This window comes from Streptomyces sp. SGAir0957 (assembly GCF_043523415.1).
In genome coordinates, this window is record NZ_CP027293.1 from 4794863 (window position 1) to 4820364 (window position 25502).

23 protein-coding genes and 1 pseudogene are annotated in these 25502 nt (G+C 72.4%); 12 read left to right on the top strand and 12 right to left on the bottom strand.

The genetic code is table 11. The features are described from left to right. The first annotated feature begins 49 nt into the window (after window positions 1-49). The 3 genes and pseudogenes from C1N81_RS26370 to C1N81_RS26380 all read left to right on the top strand — a co-directional run bounded on the left by C1N81_RS26370 (window position 50) and on the right by C1N81_RS26380 (window position 3217). Window positions 50-961: an SDR family oxidoreductase gene (locus C1N81_RS26370; RefSeq protein WP_394433123.1), complete on the top strand. Its 912-nt coding sequence runs from the start codon at window positions 50-52 to the stop codon at window positions 959-961. A gap of 17 nt (window positions 962-978) precedes the next feature. Further along, window positions 979-2168 (top strand): annotated as a pseudogene (locus C1N81_RS26375) (acyl-CoA dehydrogenase family protein). Further along, window positions 2165-3217 (top strand): alcohol dehydrogenase catalytic domain-containing protein, encoded by a 1053-nt coding sequence (locus C1N81_RS26380; protein WP_394433125.1) that lies wholly within the window; start codon window positions 2165-2167, stop codon window positions 3215-3217. Before C1N81_RS26375 ends, C1N81_RS26380 begins: the two are co-directional and overlap by 4 nt. A gap of 259 nt (window positions 3218-3476) precedes the next feature. On the opposite strand, the gene C1N81_RS26385 is transcribed toward C1N81_RS26380, so the two are convergent. Continuing rightward, complete coding sequence (locus C1N81_RS26385; protein WP_394433127.1) at window positions 3477-4448, bottom strand: GlxA family transcriptional regulator; 972 nt, start codon at window positions 4446-4448, stop codon at window positions 3477-3479. A gap of 70 nt (window positions 4449-4518) precedes the next feature. Here C1N81_RS26385 and C1N81_RS26390 point away from each other — a divergent pair, with 70 nt between their 5' ends. Beyond that, window positions 4519-5811 carry an MFS transporter gene (locus C1N81_RS26390; RefSeq protein ID WP_394433129.1) on the top strand — a complete coding sequence of 431 codons (1293 nt, stop codon included), beginning with the start codon at window positions 4519-4521 and terminating at the stop codon, window positions 5809-5811. Here the strand turns inward: C1N81_RS26390 and C1N81_RS26395 are convergent. From C1N81_RS26395 to C1N81_RS26410, 4 genes are all read right to left on the bottom strand, one after another. Beyond that, window positions 5800-6411, bottom strand: coding sequence for a flavin reductase family protein (locus C1N81_RS26395; RefSeq protein WP_394438243.1), 612 nt, complete (start codon window positions 6409-6411; stop codon window positions 5800-5802). The genes C1N81_RS26390 and C1N81_RS26395 overlap by 12 nt on opposite strands. 59 nt (window positions 6412-6470) lie before the next feature. Continuing rightward, window positions 6471-7262 (bottom strand): enoyl-CoA hydratase/isomerase family protein, encoded by a 792-nt coding sequence (locus C1N81_RS26400; RefSeq protein ID WP_394433131.1) that lies wholly within the window; start codon window positions 7260-7262, stop codon window positions 6471-6473. 14 nt (window positions 7263-7276) lie between these two features. Further along, on the bottom strand, window positions 7277-9499 hold the full coding sequence (locus tag C1N81_RS26405) for an acetate--CoA ligase family protein (protein WP_394433133.1): 2223 nt from the start codon (window positions 9497-9499) through the stop codon (window positions 7277-7279). Window positions 9500-9635: 136 nt separating this feature from the next. After that, complete coding sequence (locus tag C1N81_RS26410; RefSeq protein ID WP_394433135.1) at window positions 9636-10811, bottom strand: flavin-containing monooxygenase; 1176 nt, start codon at window positions 10809-10811, stop codon at window positions 9636-9638. A gap of 190 nt (window positions 10812-11001) precedes the next feature. Here C1N81_RS26410 and C1N81_RS26415 point away from each other — a divergent pair, with 190 nt between their 5' ends. Both C1N81_RS26415 and C1N81_RS26420 read left to right on the top strand, forming a co-directional pair. Further along, on the top strand, window positions 11002-11451 hold the full coding sequence (locus tag C1N81_RS26415) for a DoxX family protein (protein ID WP_394433137.1): 450 nt from the start codon (window positions 11002-11004) through the stop codon (window positions 11449-11451). After that, window positions 11451-11870, top strand: coding sequence for a Zn-ribbon domain-containing OB-fold protein (locus tag C1N81_RS26420; RefSeq protein ID WP_394433139.1), 420 nt, complete (start codon window positions 11451-11453; stop codon window positions 11868-11870). The genes C1N81_RS26415 and C1N81_RS26420 overlap by 1 nt, the downstream gene beginning before the upstream one ends. A gap of 18 nt (window positions 11871-11888) precedes the next feature. Here C1N81_RS26420 and C1N81_RS26425 read toward each other — a convergent pair whose 3' ends face one another. Both C1N81_RS26425 and C1N81_RS26430 read right to left on the bottom strand, forming a co-directional pair. Next, window positions 11889-12563: a pyridoxine/pyridoxamine 5'-phosphate oxidase gene (locus C1N81_RS26425; protein ID WP_394433141.1), complete on the bottom strand. Its 675-nt coding sequence runs from the start codon at window positions 12561-12563 to the stop codon at window positions 11889-11891. 133 nt (window positions 12564-12696) lie between these two features. Next, the gene (locus tag C1N81_RS26430; RefSeq protein ID WP_394433143.1) at window positions 12697-13866 is read right to left on the bottom strand and encodes a thiolase C-terminal domain-containing protein; all 1170 of its coding nucleotides are present in this window, start codon (window positions 13864-13866) and stop codon (window positions 12697-12699) included. 114 nt (window positions 13867-13980) lie between these two features. Here C1N81_RS26430 and C1N81_RS26435 point away from each other — a divergent pair, with 114 nt between their 5' ends. After that, complete coding sequence (locus C1N81_RS26435; protein WP_394433145.1) at window positions 13981-15174, top strand: acyl-CoA dehydrogenase family protein; 1194 nt, start codon at window positions 13981-13983, stop codon at window positions 15172-15174. Next, a complete protein-coding gene (locus tag C1N81_RS26440) occupies window positions 15171-15680 on the top strand; it encodes a nitroreductase family deazaflavin-dependent oxidoreductase (RefSeq protein ID WP_394433147.1) in 510 nt (169 codons plus the stop codon). The genes C1N81_RS26435 and C1N81_RS26440 overlap by 4 nt, the downstream gene beginning before the upstream one ends. Window positions 15681-15785: 105 nt before the next feature. Here the strand turns inward: C1N81_RS26440 and C1N81_RS26445 are convergent, their stop codons facing one another. Continuing rightward, on the bottom strand, window positions 15786-16433 hold the full coding sequence (locus C1N81_RS26445; RefSeq protein WP_394433149.1) for a TetR family transcriptional regulator: 648 nt from the start codon (window positions 16431-16433) through the stop codon (window positions 15786-15788). A gap of 138 nt (window positions 16434-16571) precedes the next feature. Between C1N81_RS26445 and C1N81_RS26450 the strand changes: the two genes are divergently transcribed. Continuing rightward, a complete protein-coding gene (locus tag C1N81_RS26450; RefSeq protein ID WP_394433151.1) occupies window positions 16572-17318 on the top strand; it encodes a VOC family protein in 747 nt (248 codons plus the stop codon). Window positions 17319-17500: 182 nt separating this feature from the next. Beyond that, window positions 17501-19861, top strand: a complete 2361-nt coding sequence (locus C1N81_RS26455; RefSeq protein WP_394433153.1) for an outer membrane protein assembly factor BamB family protein — start codon at window positions 17501-17503, stop codon at window positions 19859-19861. 7 nt (window positions 19862-19868) lie between these two features. Here C1N81_RS26455 and C1N81_RS26460 read toward each other — a convergent pair whose 3' ends face one another. Further along, the gene (locus tag C1N81_RS26460) at window positions 19869-20624 is read right to left on the bottom strand and encodes a hypothetical protein (protein ID WP_394433155.1); all 756 of its coding nucleotides are present in this window, start codon (window positions 20622-20624) and stop codon (window positions 19869-19871) included. 100 nt (window positions 20625-20724) lie between these two features. On the opposite strand from C1N81_RS26460, the gene C1N81_RS26465 reads away from it, so the two are divergent. Beyond that, window positions 20725-21318, top strand: a complete 594-nt coding sequence (locus C1N81_RS26465) for a hypothetical protein (RefSeq protein ID WP_394433156.1) — start codon at window positions 20725-20727, stop codon at window positions 21316-21318. Window positions 21319-21332: 14 nt separating this feature from the next. Here C1N81_RS26465 and C1N81_RS26470 read toward each other — a convergent pair whose 3' ends face one another. The 3 genes from C1N81_RS26470 to C1N81_RS26480 are packed head-to-tail and all read right to left on the bottom strand — an operon-like array spanning window position 21333 to window position 23804. After that, window positions 21333-22106, bottom strand: a complete 774-nt coding sequence (locus C1N81_RS26470; RefSeq protein ID WP_394433158.1) for an enoyl-CoA hydratase/isomerase family protein — start codon at window positions 22104-22106, stop codon at window positions 21333-21335. Next, window positions 22103-22558, bottom strand: a complete 456-nt coding sequence (locus C1N81_RS26475) for a Zn-ribbon domain-containing OB-fold protein (RefSeq protein WP_394433160.1) — start codon at window positions 22556-22558, stop codon at window positions 22103-22105. The genes C1N81_RS26470 and C1N81_RS26475 overlap by 4 nt, the downstream gene beginning before the upstream one ends. 58 nt (window positions 22559-22616) lie before the next feature. Beyond that, window positions 22617-23804 (bottom strand): lipid-transfer protein, encoded by a 1188-nt coding sequence (locus tag C1N81_RS26480; RefSeq protein WP_394433162.1) that lies wholly within the window; start codon window positions 23802-23804, stop codon window positions 22617-22619. A gap of 116 nt (window positions 23805-23920) precedes the next feature. Here C1N81_RS26480 and C1N81_RS26485 point away from each other — a divergent pair, with 116 nt between their 5' ends. Next, on the top strand, window positions 23921-25492 hold the full coding sequence (locus C1N81_RS26485) for a FadD3 family acyl-CoA ligase (protein WP_394433164.1): 1572 nt from the start codon (window positions 23921-23923) through the stop codon (window positions 25490-25492). The last annotated feature ends 10 nt before the right edge of the window (window positions 25493-25502 follow it).

A 25502-nucleotide genomic window follows, 5' to 3' on the forward strand; every position in this document is an offset into this window, starting at 1 on the left:
CTCGACGGTAAATCTAACGGGTCGTCAGATTTGGCAGAAGGGGACGGGCGTGGGGGACTTTCTGGCCGGCAAGGTCATCGCCGTGACGGGCGCCGGGCGCGGCATCGGGCGGGCCGTCGCGGTCGCCTGTGCCGCGGAGGGGGCGCACGTCGTCGTCAACGACTACGGGGTCCGTGTCGACGGTGCGGAGCCCGCTTCCGAGGTCGCGGTGGGGGTGGTCGAGGAGATCCGCGCCGCGGGTGGGAGCGCTGTCGCTGTCGCCGACGATGTTTCCACCATGGCCGGGGGGCAGCGGGTGGTCGACGTCGCCGTGGAGGAGTTCGGGCGGATCGACGGTGTTGTCTGCGTTGCCGGGATTCTTCGTGAGCGGATGCTCTTCAACATGTCCGAGGAGGAATGGGATCCCGTCGTCGCCACCCATTTGAAAGGGACCTTCACCGTCTTTCGGGCTGCCTCTCGGGTGATGCGTGCGCAGGGGAGCGGTGTGCTGGTCGGGTTCACCAGCGGGAACCATCAAGGGTCCGTCTCCCAGGCCAACTACAGCGCCGCCAAAGGCGGGATCATCTCGTTGGTGCGCAGTGCTGCTTTGGGGCTGCATAAGTACGGCGTCACCGCCAATGCCGTTGCGCCTGTTGCTCGTACTCGGATGTCCGCGAATGTTCCTGTCGAGCTGAAAGAGATGGGGGAGCCTGAGGATGTTGCCGCGTTCGTCGTTTATCTGTTGAGCGAGTCTGCTCGGGCTGCCGGGATCACCGGGCAGGTTTATACCGTTGCCGGGGCGAAGATCGCGCTGTGGGCTCAGCCTCGGGAGATCCGGGCCGTTTATGCCGAGAAGCGCTGGACTCCTGAGCGGATCGCCGAGGTTCTGCCCGGGGCTGTGGGGAGTGATCCCATGCCGATGCTCGAGGTTCTGGAGGAGATGGCCCGGGCTGCCCATGCCGAAGAGCGGCCCAATCAGTGAAAAGTGGGGTGGGTGGGGTGGAGTTCGGGTTCGGTGAGGGGGACAGCGCGTTCAGGGAAGACGTGGCCGGCTGGCTTTCCTCTCGTCTTCGAGGGGAGTACGCGGGGCTCGTCGGGATGGGCGGGCCCGGGCGGGAGCATCTCGGGGTCGCCGAGCGGCGGGAGTGGGAGCGGGAGCTCGGGCGGGGTGGGTGGATCGGGCTCGGGTGGGGGCGCGGCGGGTTCGGGAACCGGGTGGGGTCTCTGACCCAGCAGGTCGTCTTCGCCGAGGAGTACGCGCGGGCCCGGGCGCCCGGGCGGTGCGGGCACATCGGGGAGAACCTGCTGGCTCCCACCCTGCTGGCCTACGGGAGCGCGGCCCAGCAGCAGCGGTTCCTGCCGGGGATCGCCCGGGGGGAGGAGCTCTGGTGCCAGGGGTACAGCGAGCCCGGGGCCGGATCCGATCTTGCCTCCTTGCGGACCGCTGCCGTCCCGGGGCGAGATGGGCGGTGGCGGGTCAGTGGGCAGAAAGTGTGGACCTCGCTCGCGCATGTCGCCGACTGGTGTTTTGTGCTGGCCCGTACGGAGGTGGGGTCCCGGCGGCATCGGGGGCTTTCCTTTCTGCTGGTTCCCATGGATCAGCCCGGGCGCATTGATGTGCGGCCCATTCGGCAGCTGACCGGGGGGTGTGAATTCAATGAGGTCTTCTTCGACGGGGCCGTCGCCGAGTGTGTGGTGGGGGAAGTGGGGGCGGGTGGCCGGTTGCCATGGGGCTGCTCGGGGTGGAGCGGGGGGTTTCCATGCTTGCTCAGCAGATCGGGTTCGAGGAGGAGTTGCGGTCCGTCGTCGGGGTTGCCGGTGCGTGTGGGGCTCTCCGGGATCCCGTGGTGAGCGGGGAATGTTTCAAGTTGTGGGCCGAATTGCGGGTCATGCGGTGGAACGCCTTGCGGATGGTGGGTGGCGGGTCCGTTCCGGGGGGATCCAGTGTGGCCAAGTTGCTTTGGGGGCGGTGGCATCAGCGGCTCGGGGAGCTTGCTGTGCGGGTTCGGGGGGCCGCCGGCGGTATTTCGGGGTGTGACTGGTCCGCTGACGCTCCCTATGAGCTCGATCGGCAGCAGCTTCTCTTTCTTTTCAGTCGCGCCGACACCATTTATGGCGGGGCCGATGAGATTCAGCGCACCATCATCGCCGAGCGGGTGCTCGGCCTGCCCAAGGAGGCGTCGTCATGAGGGGTGTTCTGTTCGACGGGCGGCGGGTCCGGGTGGTGGACGACCTTGAGGTGAGAGAGCCTCTCGCCGGGGAAGTGCTTGTGCGTGTTGCCGCTGCCGGGCTTTGTCACTCCGACCTGAGTGTGGTCGACGGGACTATTCCGTTTCCTCGGCCCGTCGTTCTCGGGCATGAAGGGGCCGGGGTCGTCGAGGCCGTGGGGGACGGGGTTTCGCATGTGGGCGTAGGAGATCACGTTGCTCTTTCCACGCTGGCCAACTGCGGGGCCTGTGCGGAGTGCGACCGGGGGCGGCCCACCATGTGCCGTGCGGCCATCGGGGCGCCCCGGCGGCCGTTCTCCCGGCCGGGCGGGGAGGCCGTCTATCAGTTCGCCTCCAACTCCGCCTTCGCCGAGCGGACCGTCGTCAAAGCCGTCCAGGCCGTGAAGATACCCAAGGAGATTCCGCTGACCTCCGCCGCGTTGATCGGGTGCGGGGTGGTGACCGGGGTGGGGGCCGTGCTCAATCGGGCGCGGGTCGATCGGGGGGACTCCGTCGTGGTCATCGGGGCCGGTGGGGTGGGGCTGAATGTGCTGCAAGGGGCCCGGATCGCCGGGGCGTTGCGGATCGTCGCCGTTGATTCCAATCCGGAGAAAGAACGTCTTGCCCGGGTGTTCGGGGCGACTGATTTTCTGACCTCCGTCGATGACGTACGGGGGCTTCTTCCCGACGGGGCCGATCACGTCTTTGAGTGTGTGGGGCGGGTCGACCTTGTGCGGGCCGCCATCGAACTGCTGGATCGGCACGGGCAGGCCGTCCTGCTCGGGATGCCCGCGGCCGACGCTGAGGCCTCCTTCGTGCCTGCCGCGTTGTTCCTCGACAAATCCGTGCTCGGGTGTCGGTACGGGTCCTCCCGGCCTCAGCGGGACATCCGGCTCTACGCCGATCTGTACCGCGAAGGGCGGCTGCTGCTCGATGAGCTGGTCACTCGGACCTATCCCGTCGAGGAGTTCTTTGGTGCCGTTGCGGATGCCGAGGGCGGGCGGGTTGCCCGGGGGGTGCTCACGTTCTGATACTCACGTTCTGATACTCACGTTCTGGCCCCCTCCCGCAGGAATGGAGGGTGGGACTTCCGCTTCTGTCAGCGGCCATCCGTTTCGTTTCGGCAGGTGCGAGGGTGGGGGCGGGGCCGGTCGGGGCATGTGCGTGCTCGCCATCTTGATGGCCTCGTCCGTTGCTTCGGGCCTCGTCACCGCGTGTACTGTGCTGCGCGCGCACATGCCCCGACCGGCCCCTCCCGTCTCGTACGCGGCCTCGCGCCGGTGGGTGGCTTCAGGCGCTCGCTGTCGCCCGGAACGTTCTGCGGTAGGTCGTCGGCGTCACTCCCAGTGCTGCCTGTAGGTGCTGGCGCATCGACTGGGGCGTGCCGAAGCCGGCGTCGCGTGCCACCTGGTCGATGGAGAGGGCCGAGGTCTCCAGGAGGTGGCGGGCCCGTTCCACGCGTTGCTGGGTGAGCCACTGGCCGGGGCTGATGCCGGTCTCCTCGCGGAAGCGGCGGGTGAACGTGCGGACCGACATCGACTCCTGGTCCGCCATGTCGCGCAGCTGGATGGGGTCGTGGAGGTGTGCCAGGGCCCATGATCGGGCCCTGGTGGTGGTCGTCGCGTGTGGTTCCGGGACCGGGCGTTGGATGAACTGGGCCTGGCCGCCGTCTCTGTGGGGCGGCACCACTGTGCGGCGGGCCACGTCGTTGGCGACGGCCGCCCCGTGGTCGCGGCGCACGATGTGAAGGCACAGGTCGATGCCCGCGGCCACTCCGGCTGAGGTCAGGACGTCCCCGTCGTCGATGAAGAGGACGTCCGGGTCGACCCGGACCGCCGGGAACATGCGCTGGAAGGCGGCCGCGTCCGCCCAGTGTGTCGTCGCCGGGCGGTTGTCCAGGTGGCCCGCCGCGGCCAGGACCCAGCTGCCCGTGCAGATCGACACCAGGCGGGTGCCCGGGCGGATGTGGGCGAATGCTTTGGTGAGGTCCGGGGTCAGACGGCCCTCCTCGTAGACCTCGCCCAGTTCGTAGGAGGCCGGGATGATCACCGTGTCCGCCGTCGCCAGGGCTTCGGGGCCGTGTTCCAGGAGGATCGCGAAGTCGGCGTCCGTCATCACCGGGCCCGGCTCGCGGACCGCGCAGGTGATGACCGAGTAGGCGGGGGCGCCGTCGGCTGTTCTCGCGCGGCCGAAGATGCGCTGGGGAATGCCCAGTTCGAACGGGATCACTCCGTCCAGGGCCAGGACTGCTACGCGATGCATGGCCCGATCCTAGCGAAGGGTGGCAGTCGGGCCACTCGATCCGAGGCGGGCGGTGGTGGATTCTCGGGCTGTGACGACGCAGACGCCATCCGCTTCCCTCGCCCCGTCTCCCCCTCGACGCCGGCGGCCCCACCGTGCCTGGGCCGTCGCCGCCGTCACCTTCGTGACGATCATCGGTGCCGCCGCCTTCGCCTCCCTGCCCGGTCTCCTCATCGAGCCCTTCCACGACGACTTCGGCTGGTCCCGGGGGACCATCGGGTTCGCCGTCTCCGTGAACCTCGCCCTGTACGGGGTCACCGCCCCGTTCGCCGCCGCCCTCATGGACCGCTTCGGCATCCGGAGGGTTGTCGCCGTCGCCCTCGTCGTCATCGCCGGCGGGTCGTTGCTGACTGTCTGGATGAGTGCCGCCTGGCAGCTCGTCCTGTATTGGGGGGTGCTGGTCGGGCTGGGGAGCGGGGCCATGGCCCTTGCCTTTGCCGCCACTGTCACCCATCGGTGGTTCGTCGCCCGGCGTGGACTTGTGACGGGGTTGTTGACTGCTGCCGGGGCCTCCGGGCAGCTTGTCTTTCTGCCCTTGCTCGCCTGGATCGTCGAGGAGCATCAGTGGCGGCCCGCCGCCGTCACCGTCGCCCTCGCGGCTCTCTCCGTGGTGCCGTTCGTCTGGCTGCTTCTGCGGGACCACCCTGCTGATGTGGGGCTCGCGCCGTACGGTTCTCTTGAGTTCGTGGCCAAGCCCGCTCCCGTCACGGGGGCCGCCCGGCGTGCCGTCACCGTTCTCGTCAAGGCCGCGCGCACCGGGCCGTTCTGGCTGCTTGCGGGGGCCTTCGCCATCTGCGGCGCCTCCACCAACGGGCTCGTCAAGACGCACTTCGTGCCCGCCGCCCACGATCACGGCATGCCCGTGCCCGCGGCCGCCTCGCTGCTCGCCGTCATCGGTGTCTTCGACATCGTCGGCACCGTCGCGTCCGGCTGGTTCACCGACCGGTTCGACGCGCGGCGGCTGCTCGCCGGGTATTACGCGCTGCGCGGGATCTCCTTGCTGTTCCTGCCCGTTCTGCTGGCGCCCAGCGTCCATCCGCCCATGGTCTTCTTCGTCGTCTTCTACGGGCTCGACTGGGTCGCCACCGTGCCGCCCACCATCGCCCTGTGCCGTGAGCACTACGGGGAGGACAGCGCCATCGTCTTCGGGTGGGTGCTCGCCTCCCATCAGGTGGGGGCCGCGGTGGTCGCCTTTCTCGGGGGGCTTGCGCGGGACGCCTTCGGCTCGTACGACGTGGTGTGGTACGGCGCCGGTGCTTTGTGCGCTGTTGCCGCTCTCATGTCGCTCGTCGTCCGGCGGGGGCGCTCGTCGTCAGTCGCTTAGGTGCTTGAAGCGGCCCCGGTGGAACAGGAGCGGGGTGCGGTCCTCCGCGTGGGTGCCCAGGGCCGTCACCCTGCCCACCACGATCAGGTGGTCGCCGCCCGTGTGGACCGCGTGGATCGCGCAGTCGATCCACGCCGCCGCCCCGTCCAGGCGCGGTGAGCCCGACACCGGCGCCGCGCTGTGGCCGACCCCCGCGTACTTGTCCGCCCCGCTGACGGCGAAGGCGCGGCACAGTTCGTCCTGGTTCGCGCTGAGTACGTTGACGCAGAAGACGCCGGCGCGGGCGATCCGCGGCCATGTCGTGGAGGTGCGCGCCACCATGAACGCCACCAGGGGCGGGTCCAGGGAGAGCGACGCGAAGGACTGGCAGGCGAAACCGGCCGGGCCCTCCCCGGGGACGGCCGCCGTGATGATCGTGACGCCCGTCGCGAAGGTGCCGAGCACCCGGCGGAACTCGGCCGGGTCGACCGGGAGCCGTTCGTCGTCGCCCACCGCTCTCAGGTCGGGGCGGGGGAGGGCGTCCACCGGGCCCGCCGTCGTGGGGGAGCCGACCGACCTGAGGTAGCGGACGACCGTGGCCGCCATACCCGCATGTCCCATCATGTCCAGCAGTAGAGCTGACGGAGCGTCAGATGGGAAGGGGCGTCGCGACGAGAGATTCAGCGGCCCTCGAAGTGGGGGGCGCGGCGGTCCCTGAAGCTTGCCACGCCCTCGTTCGCGTCGTGGGTTCCCATGTTCAGCTCCTGCGCCGTCGCCTCCGCCGCGAACGCCGTGGCCCGGTCCGTGGCCAGGGACGCGTTGATCAGTTGCTTGGTCAGGGACAGGGCGCGGGTCGGGCCCTTCGCCAGGCGTTCGGCCCACTCACGTGCCGTCCGCGGGAGGTCTTCGTCCGGTACCACCCTGTTGACCAGGCCCAGTCGTTCCGCGTCCGCTGCCGGTAACGCGTCGCCGAAGAACATCAGTTCCTTGGCGCGGTGGGGGCCTATGAGGCGGGGGAGGAGGTAGGCGCCGCCGCCGTCCGGGACCAGGCCGCGGCGGACGAAGACCTCGATGAAACGGGCCGACTCCGCCGCCAGGACCAGGTCACAGGCGAGCGCCAGGTGCGCGCCCAGGCCGGCCGCCGTGCCGTTGACCGCCGCTGTCACCGGCTTCTCGCAGTCGAGCACCGCGGCGATCAGGCGCTGGGCCCCCTGGCGGATCGTGCGGGAGACGTCGCCGGTGACGCGTGGCCCGGTCGTCGGTGGGGTGTCGCGCAGGTCCGCGCCCGCGCAGAAGCCCTTGCCCGTCGCCGTCAGGACCACGGCACGGACGGCGGGGGTCGCGGAGGCCTCCTCCAGGAGTTCTATGACGCGTTCGCGCTGGGACCAGGTGAGCGCGTTCATGGCCTCCGGGCGGTTCAGCGTGATCCAGGAGACGTTGTTCTCCGTGGTGTGCAGGACGGTCGGCCGCATCGGTGCGCTCCCGGTCAGTGGCAGACGGCCAGGGCGTCCAGGGCCACCGCTCCCTGGCCGCGTTCCAGGACCATCAGCGGGTTGATGTCCAGCTCCGCCAGGTCGTCGCCCAGCTCCAGGGCCATGCGCTGGACGCGCAGGACCACCTCGACCAGTGCGTCCAGGTCGGCGGGCGGCGCTCCTCGCACCCCGTCGAGGAGGGCGCGGCCGCGCAACCGGTCGAGGGCGGCTCGTGCCTGGTGCTCCGTGAAGGGGGGTACGCACACCGCCGTGTCCCGCAGGACCTCTACGAGTACGCCGCCCAGGCCCACCGTCACCGTCGGGCCGAACAGGTCGTCTCTCGTCACCCCTACGACCATCTCCACGCCGCGCTCGACCATCTGGCAGACCAGCACGCCGTCCAGGTCGATGCCCTCGTAGCGGGCGATGTCGGTCAGGTCGCGGTAGGTGTCCCTGACCTGGCTCGCCGAGGTCAGGCCGATCTTGACCAGGCCCAACTCCGACTTGTGCGCCAGCTGGGGCGCCGAGGCCTTCATCACCACCGGGTAGCCGACCAGGGAGGCGGCGCGCACGGCCGCCGCCGCGCTGGTCACCAGCTGCTCGCGCGGTACGCGGATGCCGTACGCCCGCAGCAGTTGTTTCGCCGCGTGCTCGCTGAGCTGCCTGCCGGGGCGCATCAGGGCCTGCGCCTTGCGGAAGGAGGGGGACGGGGTGCGCGGCGCCTCGTCGAAGGGGGAGCGGTAGGTGGCCTTGAAGCGGTGATGGGCCAGGTGGGCGCGGACCGCTGTGATGCAGTTGGCGAACGTGCGGAAGGTCGCCAGCCGGGAGGAGGCCAGGAGTGTCTCCCGGTAGGCGGGTTCGGTGCCCACCGGGGAGCCCCAGACGACGCAGATCAGTTTGTCCGTGTGCTCCGCCGCTTCCACGAGGTCCTGCGCCAGTTTGTCGCTCATCGGGGGGAAGGGGCCCGTGATGGGGCAGATCAGGACGCCGATGGAGGGGTCCGCGAGGATCGCGTCGATGATCTTGCGGCCGCGCCGGTCGCCGACCGGGTGGCCGCCGTTGTCCACCGGGTTCGCCACGTTCAGGTAGTCGGGGATCCACGCGTGCAGCTCCGCCTGCTTCTGCTCCGAGAGGGGCGGGAGGTGCAGGCCCGCCGCCGTCGCCAGGTCCGCGAAGTGGGCCCCCGTACCGCCCGAGATCGAGTACACCGCCACGCCCTCCGCCCGCGGCGCCCGCGCGCGGGCCAGGAGCGCCGCCGTGTCCTGGAGTTCGTCCAGGCCGTCCACGCGCACCACGCCGAACTGGCGCATCGCCGCGTCCACCACCGCGTCCGCGCCCGTGAGCTTTCCGGTGTGCGAGGCGGCCGTGCGGGCGCCCGTCTCCGTGCGGCCCACCTTCACCGCCACCACGGGCACGCCCTCGCGCGCGGCCCGGTCGGCGGCCAGCAGGAACGCGCGGCCGTCCTTCAGGCCCTCTATGTACGCGGCTATCGCGCCCACCTCGGGCCTGCGTGCGAAGTACTGGATGAAGTCGGCCGTCTCCAGATCGGCCTCGTTGCCCGTCGGGGCCCAGTGGGAGAGGCGGATGCCCAGCTCCTGGAGGGCGAAGACGGGGCGGCCCTGGTGGCCGGACTGTGTGATCAGCGCGATCGCCGGGCCGTCGAGATCCTCGCGGAAGTGCTCGAAGGCGTTCAGGTTGGTGTTCGGGCCCAGGAGGCGCATCCCCGAGCGGGCGACCGCTTCCGCCAGCCGCTCCTGGGCCGCCGCGCCCTCCTCGCCCGTCTCCGCGAACCCCGACGCGAAGGCCACCGCGTACTTCACCTTCGCGTCCGCCAGTTGCCCGATCACCGGCAGCGGGTCCGCCATCAGGAGCACCGCCAGGTCCACCTGGACCGGCAGGTCCCGCACGGACGGGAAGCAGGGCAGGCCGAAGACCGTCTCGCGCGTCGGGTGCACCGGGTACAGGCGCGCGCCCACCCGCTCCGCCCAGCGCTTCAGCTGCCGCGTGATCCCCGTGTGCGGGCGGCCCTCGGCGTCCGACGCCCCGACGACGGCCACGGTCTCGGGGCGGAAGAAGCGGTCCAGGTCGGGTACGTCGGCGTGCAGCGGGCGGCCGCTCACGTCGCGGTCGTCGGTGCCCGTTCTGCCGTGCACGGCGGGGCCGGGGTGCTCACCGCAGGCGATGACGCGGGCCCGGCGGGAGTCGGTGGTCAGGGTGCCGTAAGTCGATCCAAGCATCGGTCCGCCCGCTCCTGTGTGACAGCGACAACACGAAGTAACTGACGCCCAGTCAGGTTACTGAACTGACGCTCCGTCAGGAACAGGTGTGCAGGCAAAGGCTGTCGCCCGGCCGGGGAGGCGGGAGCCGGTCGCTCTAGCGCGGTGTCTTCGCCAGTGCCCTGCCTATCCGCTCCGCGTCCAGGGCCAGCTCGCGGAGCATCCCGCTGATCGGGTTCGTGTAGCCGGTGAAGTAGAGGCCGGGCGCCGACGGGAGGGTGCGGCGGCCGTGCGGGCGGGGGCGGCCGGTCACCGGGTCCAGGACGTCCAGGTGGCCCACCAGGTGGTGCAGGCCGTGGTCGTAGCCCGTCGCCGCGATCACCGCGTCCGGGGTCGCGCGGGTGCCGTCGGCGAGGACCACCTCCGCGCCCTCGAACGACTCGACCGCCGCCACGGGTTCTACCTTGCCCGCGCGCACCGCCGCGATGAGGCCCACGTCCTGCACCGGGATGGCGCCCGCGCGGGCCCGTGAGTACAGGCCCGTCTCCGGGCGCGCCAGCCCCCGCGCCGACAGGTCCGGCACGCTCAGCTTCGCCAGCGGGCGGGCCATCCGGTCGACGAGTCGTACCGGCAGGCGGCGGCAGAGGATGCCGGTGCGCTGGGCCGGCCAGCCGAACGTGGAGCGGCGCACGATGTGCGGCGCGGTGCGCACGGCCAGGCGGACGCGCGCGGCGCCGCCCTCCGCCAGGTCGACGGCGATCTCGGCCCCGGTGTTGCCGACGCCGACGACGAGCACGTCCTGACCCGCGTACGGGCCGGGCGCGCGGTACTCGCTCGCGTGCAGGAGCCTGCCCGGGTACGTGTCGGCGCCCGGCCAGGCGGGCAGGCGCGGGGTGTGGTTGTAGCCGGTGGCGATCACCACGGCGGTCGCCGTCAGCTCGCGGCCGCCGGTCGCGTGCAGCAGCCATCCGGCGCCGTCGGGCGCCCGGTCGACGCCGGTGACCTCGACCCCGGTCACCACCTCCAGGTCGTGGTGCTCGGCGTACTTCTCCAGGTAGCGCACGACGTCGTCGCGCGACACCCAGCGGCCGAAACGGCGCGGCATCGGCAGGCCGGGGAGGGCGGAGAGGCGGCGCGTGGTGTGCAGGTGGAGGCGGTCGTAGTGGCGGCGCCAGGAGGCGCCGACCCGGTCGGACTTCTCCAGGACGACGGCCCGGACGCCGTGCGCCTTCAGCTCTGCCGCCGCCGCCAGGCCGCCTGGTCCGCCGCCGATCACGTACACGGGCGGACGTTCATGGCTGCGGGCGGCCTGTGGGGGTGTGGGGGCGGTCATGTGCGGGAGCGTAATCGCGCGGTCACTTGGTGGGTCTCGGGCGAGACCGGAATCGGTTGCGAATCGATCACGGGGAAGGGCGGGCGGCGTGTGGTGCGGGTGCGGGCTCTTGCGTGCGCGGCGCCCGTGCGCTGAACTGACGTACCGTCAGGAATGTGGTTCGCGGAAGGGCGGGAGGGGGCTGACGCGCATGGACGCGATAGGGCTCAGCGGCGCCGAATGGTTCGCCGTGCTCCGTATCGGCCTCGGTCTGTGGTGGCTGGAGAGCTGGCGGCACAAGGACAAGAAGGGGTGGCTCGAGCGCGGCACCGGGATCGCGTGGGCGGCCGACGTGGCGGGACAACACCGCTGGAACGCCGTGCGCAGCGGGTTCGACGTCGTCGTGCGGCCCCGGCCGAGGACGATGGCGTATGTCGTCGTCTATGCCGAACTGGCCCTGGGGCTCGGGCTCGTGCTCGGACTGCTGACGCCTGTCGCGCTCGTGGGCGGGCTGCTGCTCAACCTTCTGTACTTCACGCTCATGATCCATGACTGGGCCGAGCAGGGGCAGAACGCGATGATGGCGCTCATCTCGGTCGTCGCGCTGTTCGCCATGTCCTGGCAGAGCTGGTCGCTCGACGCCGCGCTGGGGCTGTTCTGATGGGCGCCGCGCCGCGCTTCGACGTTCCCGAGGCCGACGCCTTCACCCGGACCTACTGGGACGCCTGCGCCGAGGGCCGGTTGCTGCTGCGGCACTGCGACGCGTGCGGGCGCGCGCACCACTACCCCCGCGAGTTCTGCCCCTACTGCTGGAGCGACGACCCCGAGGTGGTCCGGTGGCGGGCCGCCGACGGGCGGGCCGTCCTCTACACCTGGTCCGTGGTCCACCGCAACGACCTGCCGCCCTTCGGCGAACGCACCCCGTACGTGGCCGCCGTCGTCGACCTCGCCGAAGGGCCCCGGATGATGACCGAGGTCGTGGAGTGCCCGGAAGGGGAGCTGCGGGTCGGGATGGAGCTGCGGGTCGCCTTCCGGAGGGATCGGGGCGGGTTCGCCGTGCCCGTCTTCCGGCCGGCCTGAGAGCGCCCGAGGACCGGGTCAGGGCCAGAGGAGCTCCTTCGTCCAGGCCCCGTCGGTGTGCGCGTACCTCAGGCGTACGTGGCGGCGGCGCGCGTCGCCCTGGAAGAACTCCGCCTCCCGCGGCTCCAGTTCGTACACCGTCCACGACGGCACCGGCGCGTCCGGTTCCCGCCGCGCCCGGTCCCACGCCTCCTCCGACGCGCGTACCAGGACGTCGACGGAGGGCAGGTGCTCGCTCTGGTGGCCGGTCAGGGCCGAGGCCAGGGCGCCGGTCGAGCGGGCGTGCAGGTCCGCGTGCGCGGTCTCGGCGGGGGCGGTGCGGACCGGGCCGCGCAGCCGGACCTGGCGGCCCTGCGCCGGCCAGTAGAAGTGCAGCGCGGCGTACGGGTGCGCGGCGAGCTGGCGGCCCTTGGCGCTGCTGTTGTGCGAGGCGAAGTGGACGGTGCGGGCGTCGGCGCCGTGCAGCATCACCGTACGGGCGTCGGGGTGGCCGTCGGCGTCCGTGGTGGCCAGGGTCGGTGTGTGCGGTTCGGTCTGGCCCGCGGCGACGGCCGCCGCGAACCACTCCGCGAACAGCGGGAGCGGTGCCCCGGGGGTGGCCGTCGGGTCGAAGGCGGGCAGCTCCGTGTCCCAGACGCGGAGGGACCTCAGGAGGGGCTCCAGGCGCGGGTGCGGGTCCGGTGTCGGTTCCATGCGTCGATTGTGGCTGGCGGGGCCGCGTCCAGGCGCGGGCAGGGACGCCGCCGTGCCGGGTGTCGTCCAGGTGCCGTCCGTACGGCGGGTGAGCCGGGCGGGGCGGGTGACGGTGGCGCCGACGGGTCCGCCGTCAGTCCCGGCCCAGAATCACCGTGCCCGCCGAGCAGAACCAGCCGCCGGTGCCGGAGGCCACCGCCAGTGCGGGGGCGCTGCCGTCCGGGCGCCGCACCTGGTGGCCGCCCGCCTCGCCGCGCAGTTGCCGTACCGCCTCCACCAGCAGGAAGAGGCCGCGCATTCCGGGGTGCTGGGCGGAGAGGCCGCCGCCGTCGGTGTTGGTCGGCAGTGCGCCGTCGTGGCGCAGGCGGCCCCCCTCCACGAAGGCGCCGCCCTCGCCCTTGGCGCAGAAGCCGAGGTCTTCGAGCGTCACGAGCGTCATGTACGTGAACGCGTCGTAGATCTCGGCTATGTCGATCTCGGCCGGGGTGACACCGGCCCGTTCGAAGGCGAGCCGGCCGCTGACGGCCGCCGGGGAGACGGTGAAGTCCTCCCACTGCGACATCGTGGTGTGCGAGACGTGTTCGCCGGTTCCCAGGATCCAGGCCGGTGGCTTGGCGCAGTCCGGTACGAGGTCCTCCGCCACCATCAGTACCGCCGCGCCGCCGTCGGAGCGAAGGCAGCAGTGCAGCTTGGTGAACGGGTCCGCGATCATCGGGCCCGACAGGACGTCGTCGACGGTGACGGGGTCGCGGAACATCGCGTCGGGGTTCCGGGACGCGTTCTGCCGCGCCTGGACCGCCACGTGCGCCAGCTGTTCGAGCGTCGTGCCGTACTCGTGCATGTGGCGCCGGGCCGCCATCGCGTACTTCGCGATGAGCGTGTGGCCGTACGGGACCTCGAACTGGAGCGGGCCGCGCGCCCCGAACGACAGGTTCGCCGTGCGCCGCCCCGCCTTGACGTCCGCCCGGGCCGTCGAACCGTAGACGAGCAGCACGGCGCGGGCGTGCCCGGCGGCGATCGCGTCCGCCGCGTGCGCCGCCATGACCTCCCAGGTGGCGCCGCCGACCGACGTCGAGTCGACCCAGCGGGGGCGGAGCCCCAGGTATTCGGCCACCTCGACCGGGGCGAGCGTGCCGAGCCCCGCGCTCGCGAACCCGTCGACGGCGTCCAGGGCGATCCCCGCGTCGGCGAGGGCGCGGCGCGCGGCCTGGGCGTGCAGGGTGTAGGGGGTGGCCTCGTCCACCCGGCCGCAGTCGGAGAGGGCGACGCCCGTGATGGCGGCCTTGCGAGGGGCACCGGTCATAGAACTGACGGTACATCAGATACGGGGGTGGCGGCGCCCAGCGATTCATGGTTCCGGCTCTGGGCATCCCGCGCTCGCGCCCTTAATATGACGGGCCGTCAGAGAGGGGCTCGCATGGACGCCGGCTTCACCGAGGAGCAGCAGGAGATCCGTCGCACCCTGCGCGAACTCACCACCGCACGCTGCACCCCGGACGACGTGAAAACCGCTGTCCGCACCCCCTGCGGGCACGACCTCGCCCTCTGGGGCACCCTCGGGGCCGGGCTCGGGCTCCCCGGGCTCGCGCTGCCGGAGCGGCAGGGCGGGGCCGGGGCCTCCCTCACCGAGCTGGCCCTGGTCGAGGAGGAGCTGGGCCGGGTCCTCGCACCGACCCCGCTGCTCGCCACCAGCGGCCTCGCCGCCCCGCTGATCACCGCCCTCGGCACCGAGGAGCAGCGGGTCGCGCTGCTCCCGCGCATCGCCGACGGCGGCCTGACCGCCGCGCTCGCCGTGCCCGGCACCGGGCTCGCCACCGCGCTCGGGCTCGTCGCCGACAACGCGGGGGACTGGGCGGGCGGCGGTCGCGCGGGCGGCATCCAGGCCACCCGGCGGGGCACCAGCTGGCGGCTGTACGGGCAGGCCGAGCAGGTGCTCGACGGGCACAGCGCCGGGCTGCTCCTCGTCGCCGCGCACACCGGCGGCTTCGCCCGGTCCCGCACGCTGCTGTTTCTCGTCCCCGGCGACGCCTCCGGCCTCCTACGGACGCGGCAGACCTCGCTCGACGAGACGCGGCCGCGGGCCAGGGTCGAACTGCGGCACGTCGACGCCGAGTTGCTGGGCGGTGAGGACGGCGGGGTCGCCGGGGCGCTCGCCGCCGTCGGGGACGGGGTCGCCACCCTGCTCGCCGCCGAGGCCGTCGGCGCCGCGGACCGGGCCCTGGAGCGGACCGTCGAGTACGTCAAGGAGCGCGAGCAGTTCGGGCGGCCCATCGGCTCGTTCCAGGCGGTCAAGCACCGGCTCGCCGACGTGTACGTACAGGTGCAGGCGGCGCGGTCCGCCGCGTACTACGCCGCCTGGGCCGTGGGCGCCGGGAGCGGGGAGCGGGTCGGCGGGCTCGCGCTGGCGCAGGGGCTCGAAGCGCTGCGGACCGCCGCCGCCGAGGCCGTCCAGCTGCACGGCGGCATCGGCTTCACCTGGGAGCACGACGCGCACCTGTATCTCAAGCGGGCCACCGGGGACGAGCTGCTCTTCGGGCCCGCGCACCTGCTGCGGGCGCGGGCCGCGCAGGCCGCCGAGCTGTTCGCGGGCCCGGTGGGGGTGGGCGTGTGAGGGCCGCGCCTGCCGGGGTCCGGTTCGTCCAGAAGGTGTCCTCGACCCGCGTCTTCGGCCGCGTCGCCCCGCATATCGTCCCCGCGCTCGACCGCGCCGTGCACCGCCTCACCCGGGGGAAAGTGCTGCTCAGCGCAGAGATGCTGCCGGGCACCGTGCTCAGTGTGCGGGGCGCGCGGAGCGGGATCGTACGGCGTACTCCGCTGGCCTGCATGCCCGAGGACGGCGGGACCTGGCTGCTGATCGGGTCGAACTTCGGGCGTCCCGGGCATCCGGCCTGGACCGCCAATCTGCTGGCGCATCCCGACGCCGAGATCAGCTGGCGGGGCGCGGACGTCGCGGTGACGGCCCGGCTGCTCGACTCCCGGGAGCGGGAGGAGGCGTGGGCCGCCGCGCTGGAGTTCTGGCCGCCGTACGCGGCCTACCAGGCACGGGTGGAGCGGGAGATCCGGCTGTTCCGGCTGGAGCGACGGGCCGGGTCCGAGGGCCTGACCAAGGGGGTCTGACCAAGGGGGCCTGACCAAGGGCAACGGCGGCGGTTCACGTACCGCACGTGAACCGCCGCCGCACGACAGGACCGGGAAAGGGAGGAAAAGGGGGTGGCGCGGGCGTTACCTCGTGGGCTTCTTGCCCGTCACGCCCAGGTACACCAACAGCGCCAGGTTCGGGCGCAGTTCGGCCTGCTTCACACCCCAGGACTGGAAGCCCTTCTGGTGCGAGGCGACGGCGGCGAGCATCGCGACAAGCGAACCGGCCACCGCTGCCGGGCTCACGTCCTTGTCGACCTTGCCCTTGCCCTGCAACTCCTTCACCGCGTCCGCAAGGGAGTTGTTGACCGAGTTGAGGATCTTCATACGGAGCTTGTAGAAGCGCTTGTCGCCCTCGGCCGCGCCGAGGTCGACGACGCGCAGGATCGCGTCGTTGCGGCGCCAGAACTCCAGGAAGCCGTCGACCAGCTCCTGGGCGGTCGCCCAGCCCGCCTTGCCGACCCACGAGCGGTCGGCGACCAGGTCGGTCAATCCGGCACCCTCGGTGGCCATTTGCTCGGCGATCTCCAGGACGGCGCCCTCGACGTCCGGGAAGTACTGGTAGAACGTCGCCGGGGACGTGCCTGCCTTCCGGGCCACATCGATGACTTTGACGTCCCGGTAGGGCGAGGAGCTGAGCATCTCGCCGAGGCAGTCGAGCAGCTTCTGACGTGTTGCCTGACCACGCCGTCCGGCCACACGGCCGTCGACGGTACGCACTTGTCCTGTCATGCCGTCAGCTTACCGAGGGGTGATCGGAGCGCGATCTGGCCGACTGCAAATGGGGTTGGGGCCCCTGAGGGGGCGGGAAATGGCCAGAGGTTCGAAACTCAAGTACGGGCCCACGGGCCCCCTCGCTAGCGTGCTGTCATGTACCCGGACCACCCCGAAGGCGCCCCGTGCTGGGCCGACGTCCGGCTGCCCGACGTCGAGGCGGGCAAGCGGTTCTACGGGGACCTCTTCGGGTGGACCTTCGACGAGGGCGCGGGCGCCGAGCGCGGCTACTACACGGCGGCGTACAGCCAGGACCTGGCCGTCGCCGCCCTCGCCCCGGGCGGGCGCGGCTGGACCGTGCACTTCGCGGTGCGGGACGCCTACGCCGCAGCCGAGCGGACCGTCGCGGCCGGCGGATACCTCCTGTCGGGCCCCGCGTCGGCCGGGACCGTCGCCACCGTCGCGCTCGCCGCGGGCCCCGACGGCGCCGTGTTCGGGCTGTGGCAGGCGGGCAGCCACCAGGGATTCGAGCGGGCCGGGGCGCCGGGCGCCGTCTGCCGGGCCGAGCTGTGGACCCCGGAGGCGGCCCTCAGCGACGCCTTCTACGCGGCCGCCCTCGGCTACGAGGCCACCCCCGTCGGCGGCGCCGACCTGCGCACATGGCGGGCCGCGACCCTGGCGGGGGCGGGGCGCGCGACGCCCGGGGCCGGGCGGCGGCGGGTCCCGGAGTGGCCCGCACGGTTCCTGGTGTACTTCGGCTCGGCCGACCTCGCGGGCAGCTGCGCCGAGGCGGTCCGGCTCGGCGGCCACGTCCGGGTGGCGCCGCATCCGACCCCGTACGGGCCCATCGCCGTCCTCGCCGACGACCAGGGGACGGACTTCGTGCTCCTCGGGCCGTTCTGAAGCGCTTCCGCGCGGCCGGGACACCCCGATTTGCCCCCAGGTTCGCCACCGGGGCCTTCGGCAGGAAGAATCAGGGTGCGTGCCGCCGTAGGGCTGCGGTGGTGAGACGCTGACGGGGGCCGTATGTGCGATGGACCTGGAAACCCGGGGGTTCCGGCATCGCTCGGGGAGGTGGCAGGCAAGTGATGGATCAGCTGACGCAGCACGATCCGAGAAGGATCGGTCCGTTCGAGGTGCTGGGACGGCTCGGTGCGGGCGGCATGGGTCTGGTCTATCTGGCACGCTCGGCGTCCGGCCGGCGCGTGGCCATCAAGACGGTGCGCACGGAACTGGCCGAGGACCAGCTGTTCCGGGTGCGCTTCACCCGCGAGGTCGAGGCGGCCCGCGCGGTGTCCGGTTTCTACACGGCCGCCGTCGTCGACGCCGACCCGCGCGCCGCCGTGCCGTGGCTCGCCACCGCCTACGTGCCCGCGCCCTCGCTCGAAGAGATAGTGAATGAGTGCGGGCCGCTGCCCGCCCAGGCCGTGCGCTGGCTCGCGGCGGGCGTCGCCGAGGCGCTCCAGTCCATCCACGGCGCGGGCCTCGTCCACCGCGACCTCAAGCCGTCCAACGTCCTCGTCGTCGAGGACGGGCCGCGCGTCATCGACTTCGGCATCGCGTCCGGCGTCTCCAACACCCGCCTGACCATGACGAACGTGGCCGTGGGCACACCCGCGTACATGTCGCCCGAGCAGGCCAAGGACTCCCGCAGCGTCACCGGCGCCAGCGACGTGTTCTCGCTCGGCTCCACCCTCGTCTTCGCCGCCACCGGGCACGCGCCCTTCCACGGCGCGAACCCCGTCGAGACGGTCTTCATGCTGCTGCGCGAAGGCCCCGACCTGGAGGGGCTGCCCGCCGAGCTGCGGCCGCTCATCGAGTCGTGCATGCAGATGGACGCCTCCCGGCGGCCCTCGCCCGCCGACCTCCAGGCCCAGCTCGCCCCGCACCTGTTCGGGCCCGGCAGCGACGACAGCGGTACCGCGTCGGCGTGGCTGCCCGAGCGCTCCGTCGCGCTGATCGAGGCGCGGCGCGGCGTCCGCACCATCGCCAAGCCCCAGCCGAGCCGCACCCCGGGCCACGGCGCCCGGGTGCCCGCCATGCCCGCGCAGCCGCCCGGCCCCGTCTCCAGCGACGGCCTGGCGCAGCCCGCCCCGGCCTTCGCGGGGACCGGCGTCGCCGACGGCCCGGTCCGCCTCGCCGGGGCCCAGGTGCCGATCGGTCCCGGCCCGCGCGTCGCCGACGCCCGCGCCGCCGCCGTGAAGGCGCCCCCGGCCGAGTCCGGGCTCGTCGCGTCCTGGACCCGCGCCAAACCCGCCGCGCCCGCCGTCAACGGGACGCAGGACCCGGCCGTGCCGCCGCCCGCCCAGGCGGAGGGCTCGGCCTGGCGCCCCTGGCGTTTCCGCATGTCGAACGATGTGTGGGGGACGCCGAAGGTCGCCGGTGACCTCGTCTACGTCACCTCCTTCGAGGTCCACGCGCTCGACGTGTCCACCGGCCGGCGCCGCTTCAAGACCCGCGACGTCGCCTGGTCCCTGGCCGTCGCCGACGGCCGCATCCACGCCTCCGACGGCCCCACCCTCTGGGCGCTCGACGCCCGCGAGGGCGGCGACCTGTGGCGCCTGCAGACCGACGCCTGGGTCTACGCGCTCCAGGCCGACCGGGGCACCGTCGTCACCGGCACCCGCGGCGGCGGCGTCCAGGCCCGCGAGGCCGTCACCGGCGACAAGCTGTGGGAGATCACCGGCTGCCAGACCGACTTCGAGACGCCCGAGGCCGGGCCCGTCGTCCACGACGGCACGGTCTACGTGTGGCAGAACGCCCGGCTGCGCGCCCTCGAAGCGCGCACGGGCGAGGAGCGCTGGTCGTACCCGATCGGCGACGCGGCGTCCTGCGGCGGCGTCCCCGTCCGCCTCACCCCGGCCCCCGACGGCTACGTCTACGTCTCCGCCGGCACCCGCGTCCTCGCCATCGAGGTCGGCTCCGGGCACGTCCGCTGGCACTTCGAGGCGCCCGCGGTGTTCCTGTCGCCGCCCGCCTTCGCCCCCGGGCCCGCAGTCACCGGCGGCGGCGTCTACCTCGCCGACCACCTCGGCACCGTCTACGCCCTCGACGCCACCGACGGCCGCGACCGCTGGCGCATCGCGACGGAATCGCGGCCCACGGCCATCGACCCCGTGCTCGTCGCCCACGGCCACGTCCACGTCGGCAGCGGGCAGGGCCTCTACACCCTGGACGCCGTCGCCGGGACGCCGAAGTGGCGGTTCCAGGCGGGCGGCGAGATCGTCGGCTCCCCGGTCGTCGCCGACGGCCGCGTCCACTTCGGCTCGACGGACCACCTGCTCTACACGCTGAAGGCCGACGACGGACGGCTCCGGTGGAAGCTCGCCACCGGTGGCGAGATCACCGGGACACCGGTCGTGCGGGACGGCGTCGTGTACGCGTGCAGCAAGGACCGCTGCGTGTACGCGCTCGACGCGGAGAAGGGGACCGGGACGAGCCGCTAGCCGCCCCTCAGCCGCCGCCCCGGGTGCTGCCGCCCTGCGGGGGCCGGACGCGGGGCTGGGGCTGCGTCGTGGTCAGGTCCTCGTCGCCGGTGCCGGTGCCGGTGCTCGTGCCGGGGCTGGGGCCGGTGGTGGGTGTGACAGGGGGCAGGTTCTGTGTGCGGTCGAGTTCGTCGCGGTCCTGGTCGGCGGGGCCCCACGTCCCGGAGGCGGTGCGCACGCCGTTTCCCCAGGTGACGGGCGGCTGGGCCGTCGTCGGCTGGTCATGCCAGGCCGGCGGAGCCTCGTAGCCGTCCCCGGCCTCGTACTCCTGGGCGGGGGCGTCGTGGCTGTGGCGGCCGTGGTGCGGGTGGCGGCCGCTCATCACCAGCGCGCCGAGCAGCAGCAGCACGCCACCGCCGAGCGCGGCGGCGACCCCGTCACCGAGCCCGTTCCCGTTCGCCGTGAGGACCAGCTGGTCCTCGGCCTGGGCCACGCGCACCATCCACAGCACCGTGAGCCCCAGCACGACGACCCCGGCGAACGCGACGACCAGCCGCGAGCGCAGCACCAGGCCGAGGAGCGCGACCAGCGCGAGGATCACGAACGGCAGGAAGAGCGAGCCGAACAGTTCGGCGCGGGCGCTCGTGACACCGCCGCCCGCGAACAGCTCCTGGAGCCGGTAGGCGCGGCCCTGCCGCCCGTCGTTCCAGGCACGGAAAGGGCTCCAGACGGCCAGCGCCGCTCCGACTAGGGCGAGAACCGATCCGACGACGTTGCGCATCATCAGCAGCCTCCTCGGTCTCCCACCGACGCTACGCCGGGCACGTGCGGGGTGCCACGCGGCAGGCTCCTGGGGGTAGATTCCCCGCGTGATGAAACGGGGAATGAAGCTGACAGCTGTCGCGACGCTGGTGGTGCTGGCCCTGACGGGCTTCTCCACCGGCCGGGGGCACGGGGGTTCGCACGGGCACAGTGGTGGCGGGGGCGGCGGGTGCAGCAGCTCGTCGCAGAATCACGACAGTTCGTCGAGTTCGTCCAGCTCCGGGGGTTCTTCGGGCTCGTCCGGCTCGACGTACGATGACGACGACTACTCCTACGGGGACGACTCATCGGGGTCGTCGTCGGCATCGGGCGGCAGCGGTTACACCCGGCGGCCGGGGTATCGGTCCACGCCGTCGTCGTCGGCGTCCGGCGGCGACGACTCCCTGGAGGAGGGCACGACACGGCTCGTCCGCTGCGCGACCGCGCGGCAGCCGTACGCCACGGTCGAGGTCACCAATCCGAACAGCCGCACTCACACGTTCGAGGTGTTCGTGATCTTCCGCGACGCGCAGGACACCCAGGTGGACGCCGGGAGGGCGAAGGTCAAGGTCCGCGGCGACGGCAAGGCGACCGTGAAGGTACCTTTCGACGACGGGCAAGGGGGGTCGATCAGCGCCGTCGACCACTGCGATGTCGATCCCAAGGCGTTCACGTAGCCCCGCACGCAGCCCTATCGGAGCCGGTGGTTCCCGGGCCCGCGGGCGCGGAACAGTAGCTCCTGCTCCACCGGCGGCAGGTTGCCGAGCGCGATCAGGTGCGGGGCCTGGGCGAAGGCGTGGGTGCGGGCGGTCTCCGTGGCCGCCCACACCGCCCGCACCGTCCCCTGCACCGCCGCCGCCGGATACCCGGCGATCGTCCGGGCGCACCGCAGCGCCGCCTCAAGGGCGGCGCCCGGCGCGGTGACCTCGGAGACCAGGCCCGTCTCGTACGCCCGCCGCGCGGACATCCGCTCGGCGCTCCCCATGAGCGCGAGCCGGGCCACCTCGCCGGGCGGCATCCGCTGGGCCAGGTGCATCGACTCGTACGCGCTGACCATGCCGTACGTGGTGTGCGGGTCGAAGAATGTGGCGCTCTCGTCGGCGATCACGAACTCCGCCTCGCCGAGCAGGTAGAACGCCCCGCCGCAGGCCATGCCCGTCACCGCCGCGATCACCGGTTTCCACAGGTCGTTCGCCTTGGGGCCGATGGAGAGGAGCGGGTCGTCCATGGAGTAGGGGGAGCCCGGCTGCGGGACGTTCGTGTCGCGGTCGATGCCCGTGCAGAACGCGCGGGTCCCGGCGCCGGTGAGGACGACGGCCCGTACGTCGTCGTCGAAGCGGAAGCCCTGCCAGGCGGCTCGTAGTGCGGTGGCCAGGGCCGTGTCGATCGCGTTCAGGCGGTCCGGTCTGTCCAGGGTGACCACCGCCACGCCTGTCTCCTGGTGCTTCTCCGTGCGCAGGGTCATGGGCGTTCCAGGACCCAGCGGGGGAGCGTGATCCCGTCGGTCTCCGTGAAGACGACCTGGACGCGGGCGCCGATGCGGATGCGGTCCGGGGCGACCGAGTCGAGGCGGGCGTCCGGCGAGGCCACCAGGTTGCCGACGAGGCGGATGCGGGGGGCTTCCGCCAGTTCGACGATGATCGCGTTGTACGGGGCCTGGGCGGCGTACGCCGGGAGCAGCGGGGGGTGCGGGATCACGTAGGACCAGATCTTTCCCCGGCCGCTCATTCGGTGCCACTCGGTGTCGAAGGAATGGCAGGTGGGGCAGCAGGGGCGTGGGGGGAAGCGCAGCTCTTTGCACGAGGGGTTGGCGCAGGCCTGGATTCTTAGTTCGTGCCGTGCTGTGTAGGCCCAGAAGGGGGCGCCGTCGTCGTCCATGGTGGGGGTCAGTAGGGCTGATCGCGTCGCGTCTGCCATGTGCCGTCCTCTGCCGGGTGCGGATTCGTCGTGGCTGGTCGCGCAGTTCCCCGCGCCCCTACGGGGCTCGTAGCAACACCGCCGACGTGGGGACCCCTTCGCCCGCTGTCACCAGGCAGGTCCGGGCGTTCGGGACCTGGGCCGTGCTGGTGCCGCGGAGTTGTCTGACGCCCTCGTTGATCAGGTTGAAGCCGTGGACGTAGGCCTCCGAGAGGCCGCCGCCGGCCGTGTTGAGGGGGAGGCGGCCGCCCGTCTCCAGGGCGCCGCCCGCGGTGAACGCGCCGCCCTCGCCGCGACCGCAGAAGCCGTAGCCCTCCAGGGAGAGCGGGATGAGCGGGGTGAACGCGTCGTAGATCTGGGCCACGTCGACGTCCTCGGGGGTGAGGTCCGCCTGTTTCCACAGGTGGCGGGCGGCGGTCCAGGCGGGTCCGGTGAGCGGGTCGTCGTTCCAGTAATTGACCATGCCGTGGTGCTGGGCGGGCAACCCTTGCGCGGCGGAGTGGATGTAGACCGGCTTCTGACGGCAGTCGCGGGCCCGTTCGGCGGAGACCACGACGCAGGCCAGCGCCCCGTCCGTCTCCAGGCAGTTGTCGTAGAGGCAGAGCGGCTCGCTGATCCAGCGGGCGTTCATGTACATGTCCCGGGTGAGGGGGCGCTCGTACATCATCGCGGCGGGGTTCTGGTTGGCGCGGTTGCGGCAGGCGAGGGCGACGTTGAAGAGGTGGTCGCGGGTGGCCCCGTACTCGTGCATGTAGCGGCGGGCCAGCATGCCTATCTCGTCGGCGGGGCGGAGCAGGCCGAAGGGGCGGGTCCACTGGGCGGGCGTGGGGAGTTGGACCGTGGTGTTCTTCCACGGGCGGGGGCCGCTGCCCCGCTTGCGCGAGCGCCACGCGACGCCGACGCTCGCCTGGCCGGTGACGATCGCCGAGGCGAGATGGGTCAGGGTCGCGCAGGAACCGCCGCCGCCGTAGCCGACCTTGCTGAAGTGCGTGACGTCGCCCGCGCCGATCGCCTTCGCGATCTCGACCTCGTCCGTCTCCTCCATCGTGTACGAGGCGAGACCGTCGACCTCGGACGGCTCGATGCCCGCGTCGTCGAGAGCGGCGAGGATCGCACGGCACGCCAGCGTCTTCTCCGACTCGGGGAGATGCTTCGCGAAAGCGGTCTGGCCGATGCCGACGACGGCCGTCGCGTCCTTGATGCCGGACGCGAGGGTGCTGGGAATGCCGGATGTCGTGTGCGCCATGGGTACCCGCCTCTGCCTGTGCCCGGTCCCGGTCTGCTGACAGCGCGTCAGGCTACAGCTAACCTGACGGATAGTCAGCTACGGCGTTCGTGGGTGGTGCGGGAAGGCGGCGGGCGATGGAGACCGACGGCGGGTGGAGGACGATCCCCGAGCTCGTACGGGACGCGGCGGCGCGGTACGGCGGGCGCGAGGCCGTCGTCGACGGGCGCGTCCGGATCACGTACGCGGACCTCGGCGAGCGCGTCGAGCGGTCCGCCGCCGCCTGCGTCGCCGCCGGGATCGAACCGGGCGACCGCGTCGCGATCTGGGCGCCGAACACCCTCGACTGGATCGTCTCCGCACTCGGCGCCGTCACCTCCGGCGCCGTCCTCGTGCCCCTCAACACCCGGTTCAAGGGCGCCGAGGCCGCCGACGTCCTGGCCGGGTCGAGGGCCCGGCTGCTCTTCGTCACGGGAACGTTCCTCGGCACGTCGTACGTCGCCTCGCTGCGCCGCGCCCACCAGGCCGGGGCCGCGCTCCCGGACCTCGAACAGGTGGTGGTGCTCGGCGACACCGCGCCCGACGTGCCCGGATACCGGAGCTGGAAGGAGTTCCTCGCCGCCGGGGACAAGGTGACGGCCGCCGAGGTGCGGGAACGCTCCGCCCGCGTCGCGCCCTCCTCCGCCTCCGACATCATCTTCACCTCGGGCACCACCGGGCGGCCCAAGGGCGCCGTCATCACGCACGCGCAGACGCTGCGCGGCTACGCGATCTGGTCCGACCTCGCCGGCCTGCGCGAAGGCGACCGCTATCTCATCGTGAACCCCTTCTTCCACACCTTCGGCTACAAGGCCGGGATCATCGCCTGCCTGATGCGCGGGGCGACGATGGTCCCGCAGCCCGTCTTCGACGTGGACACCGTCCTCGCCAACATCGCCGCCGAACGCATCTCCGTCCTCCCGGGGCCGCCCACCCTCCACCAGTCGCTGCTCGACCACCCGGGCCGCGACGCCCACGACCTGTCGGCCCTGCGGCTCGTCGTCACCGGGGCGGCGGTCGTGCCGTTGCGCCTGGTCGAGCGGTTGCGCGGGGAGCTGCACATCGACACCGTGCTCACCGCGTACGGGCTCTCCGAGGCCGGCGGCATCGTCAGCATGTGCCGGCGCGGCGACCCGGCCGAGCGGATCGCGGCCACCTCGGGGCGGGCCATCCCCGGCACCGAGGTCCGGATCGAGTCGGCGGGGCCGGGGCAGCCGGGCGAGGTGCTGGTCCGCGGCTTCAACGTCATGCGCGAGTACTTCGAGGACCCGGCGGCGACGGCCGAGGCGATCACGGCGGACGGCTGGCTGCGCACGGGCGACGTCGGCGTCCTCGACGCCGACGGGTACCTCCGCATCACCGACCGGATCAAGGACATGTTCATCGTCGGCGGCTTCAACGCCTATCCCGCCGAGATCGAGCAACTCCTCGGCCTGCACCCCGACGTGGCCGACGTGGCGGTCGTCGGCATACCGGACGGGCGGCTCGGCGAGGTCGGCAAGGCGTACGTCGTCCGCCGCCGCGACGCCGTCCTCACCGGCGACGACCTCATCGCCTGGGCCCGCCGCGAGATGGCCAACTACAAGGTGCCGAGGGAGGTCGCGTTCGTCACCGAACTGCCGCGCAACGCGAGCGGGAAGGTGGTGAAGGGGCGGCTGCGGAGAAGCTGACCAGGGGCAC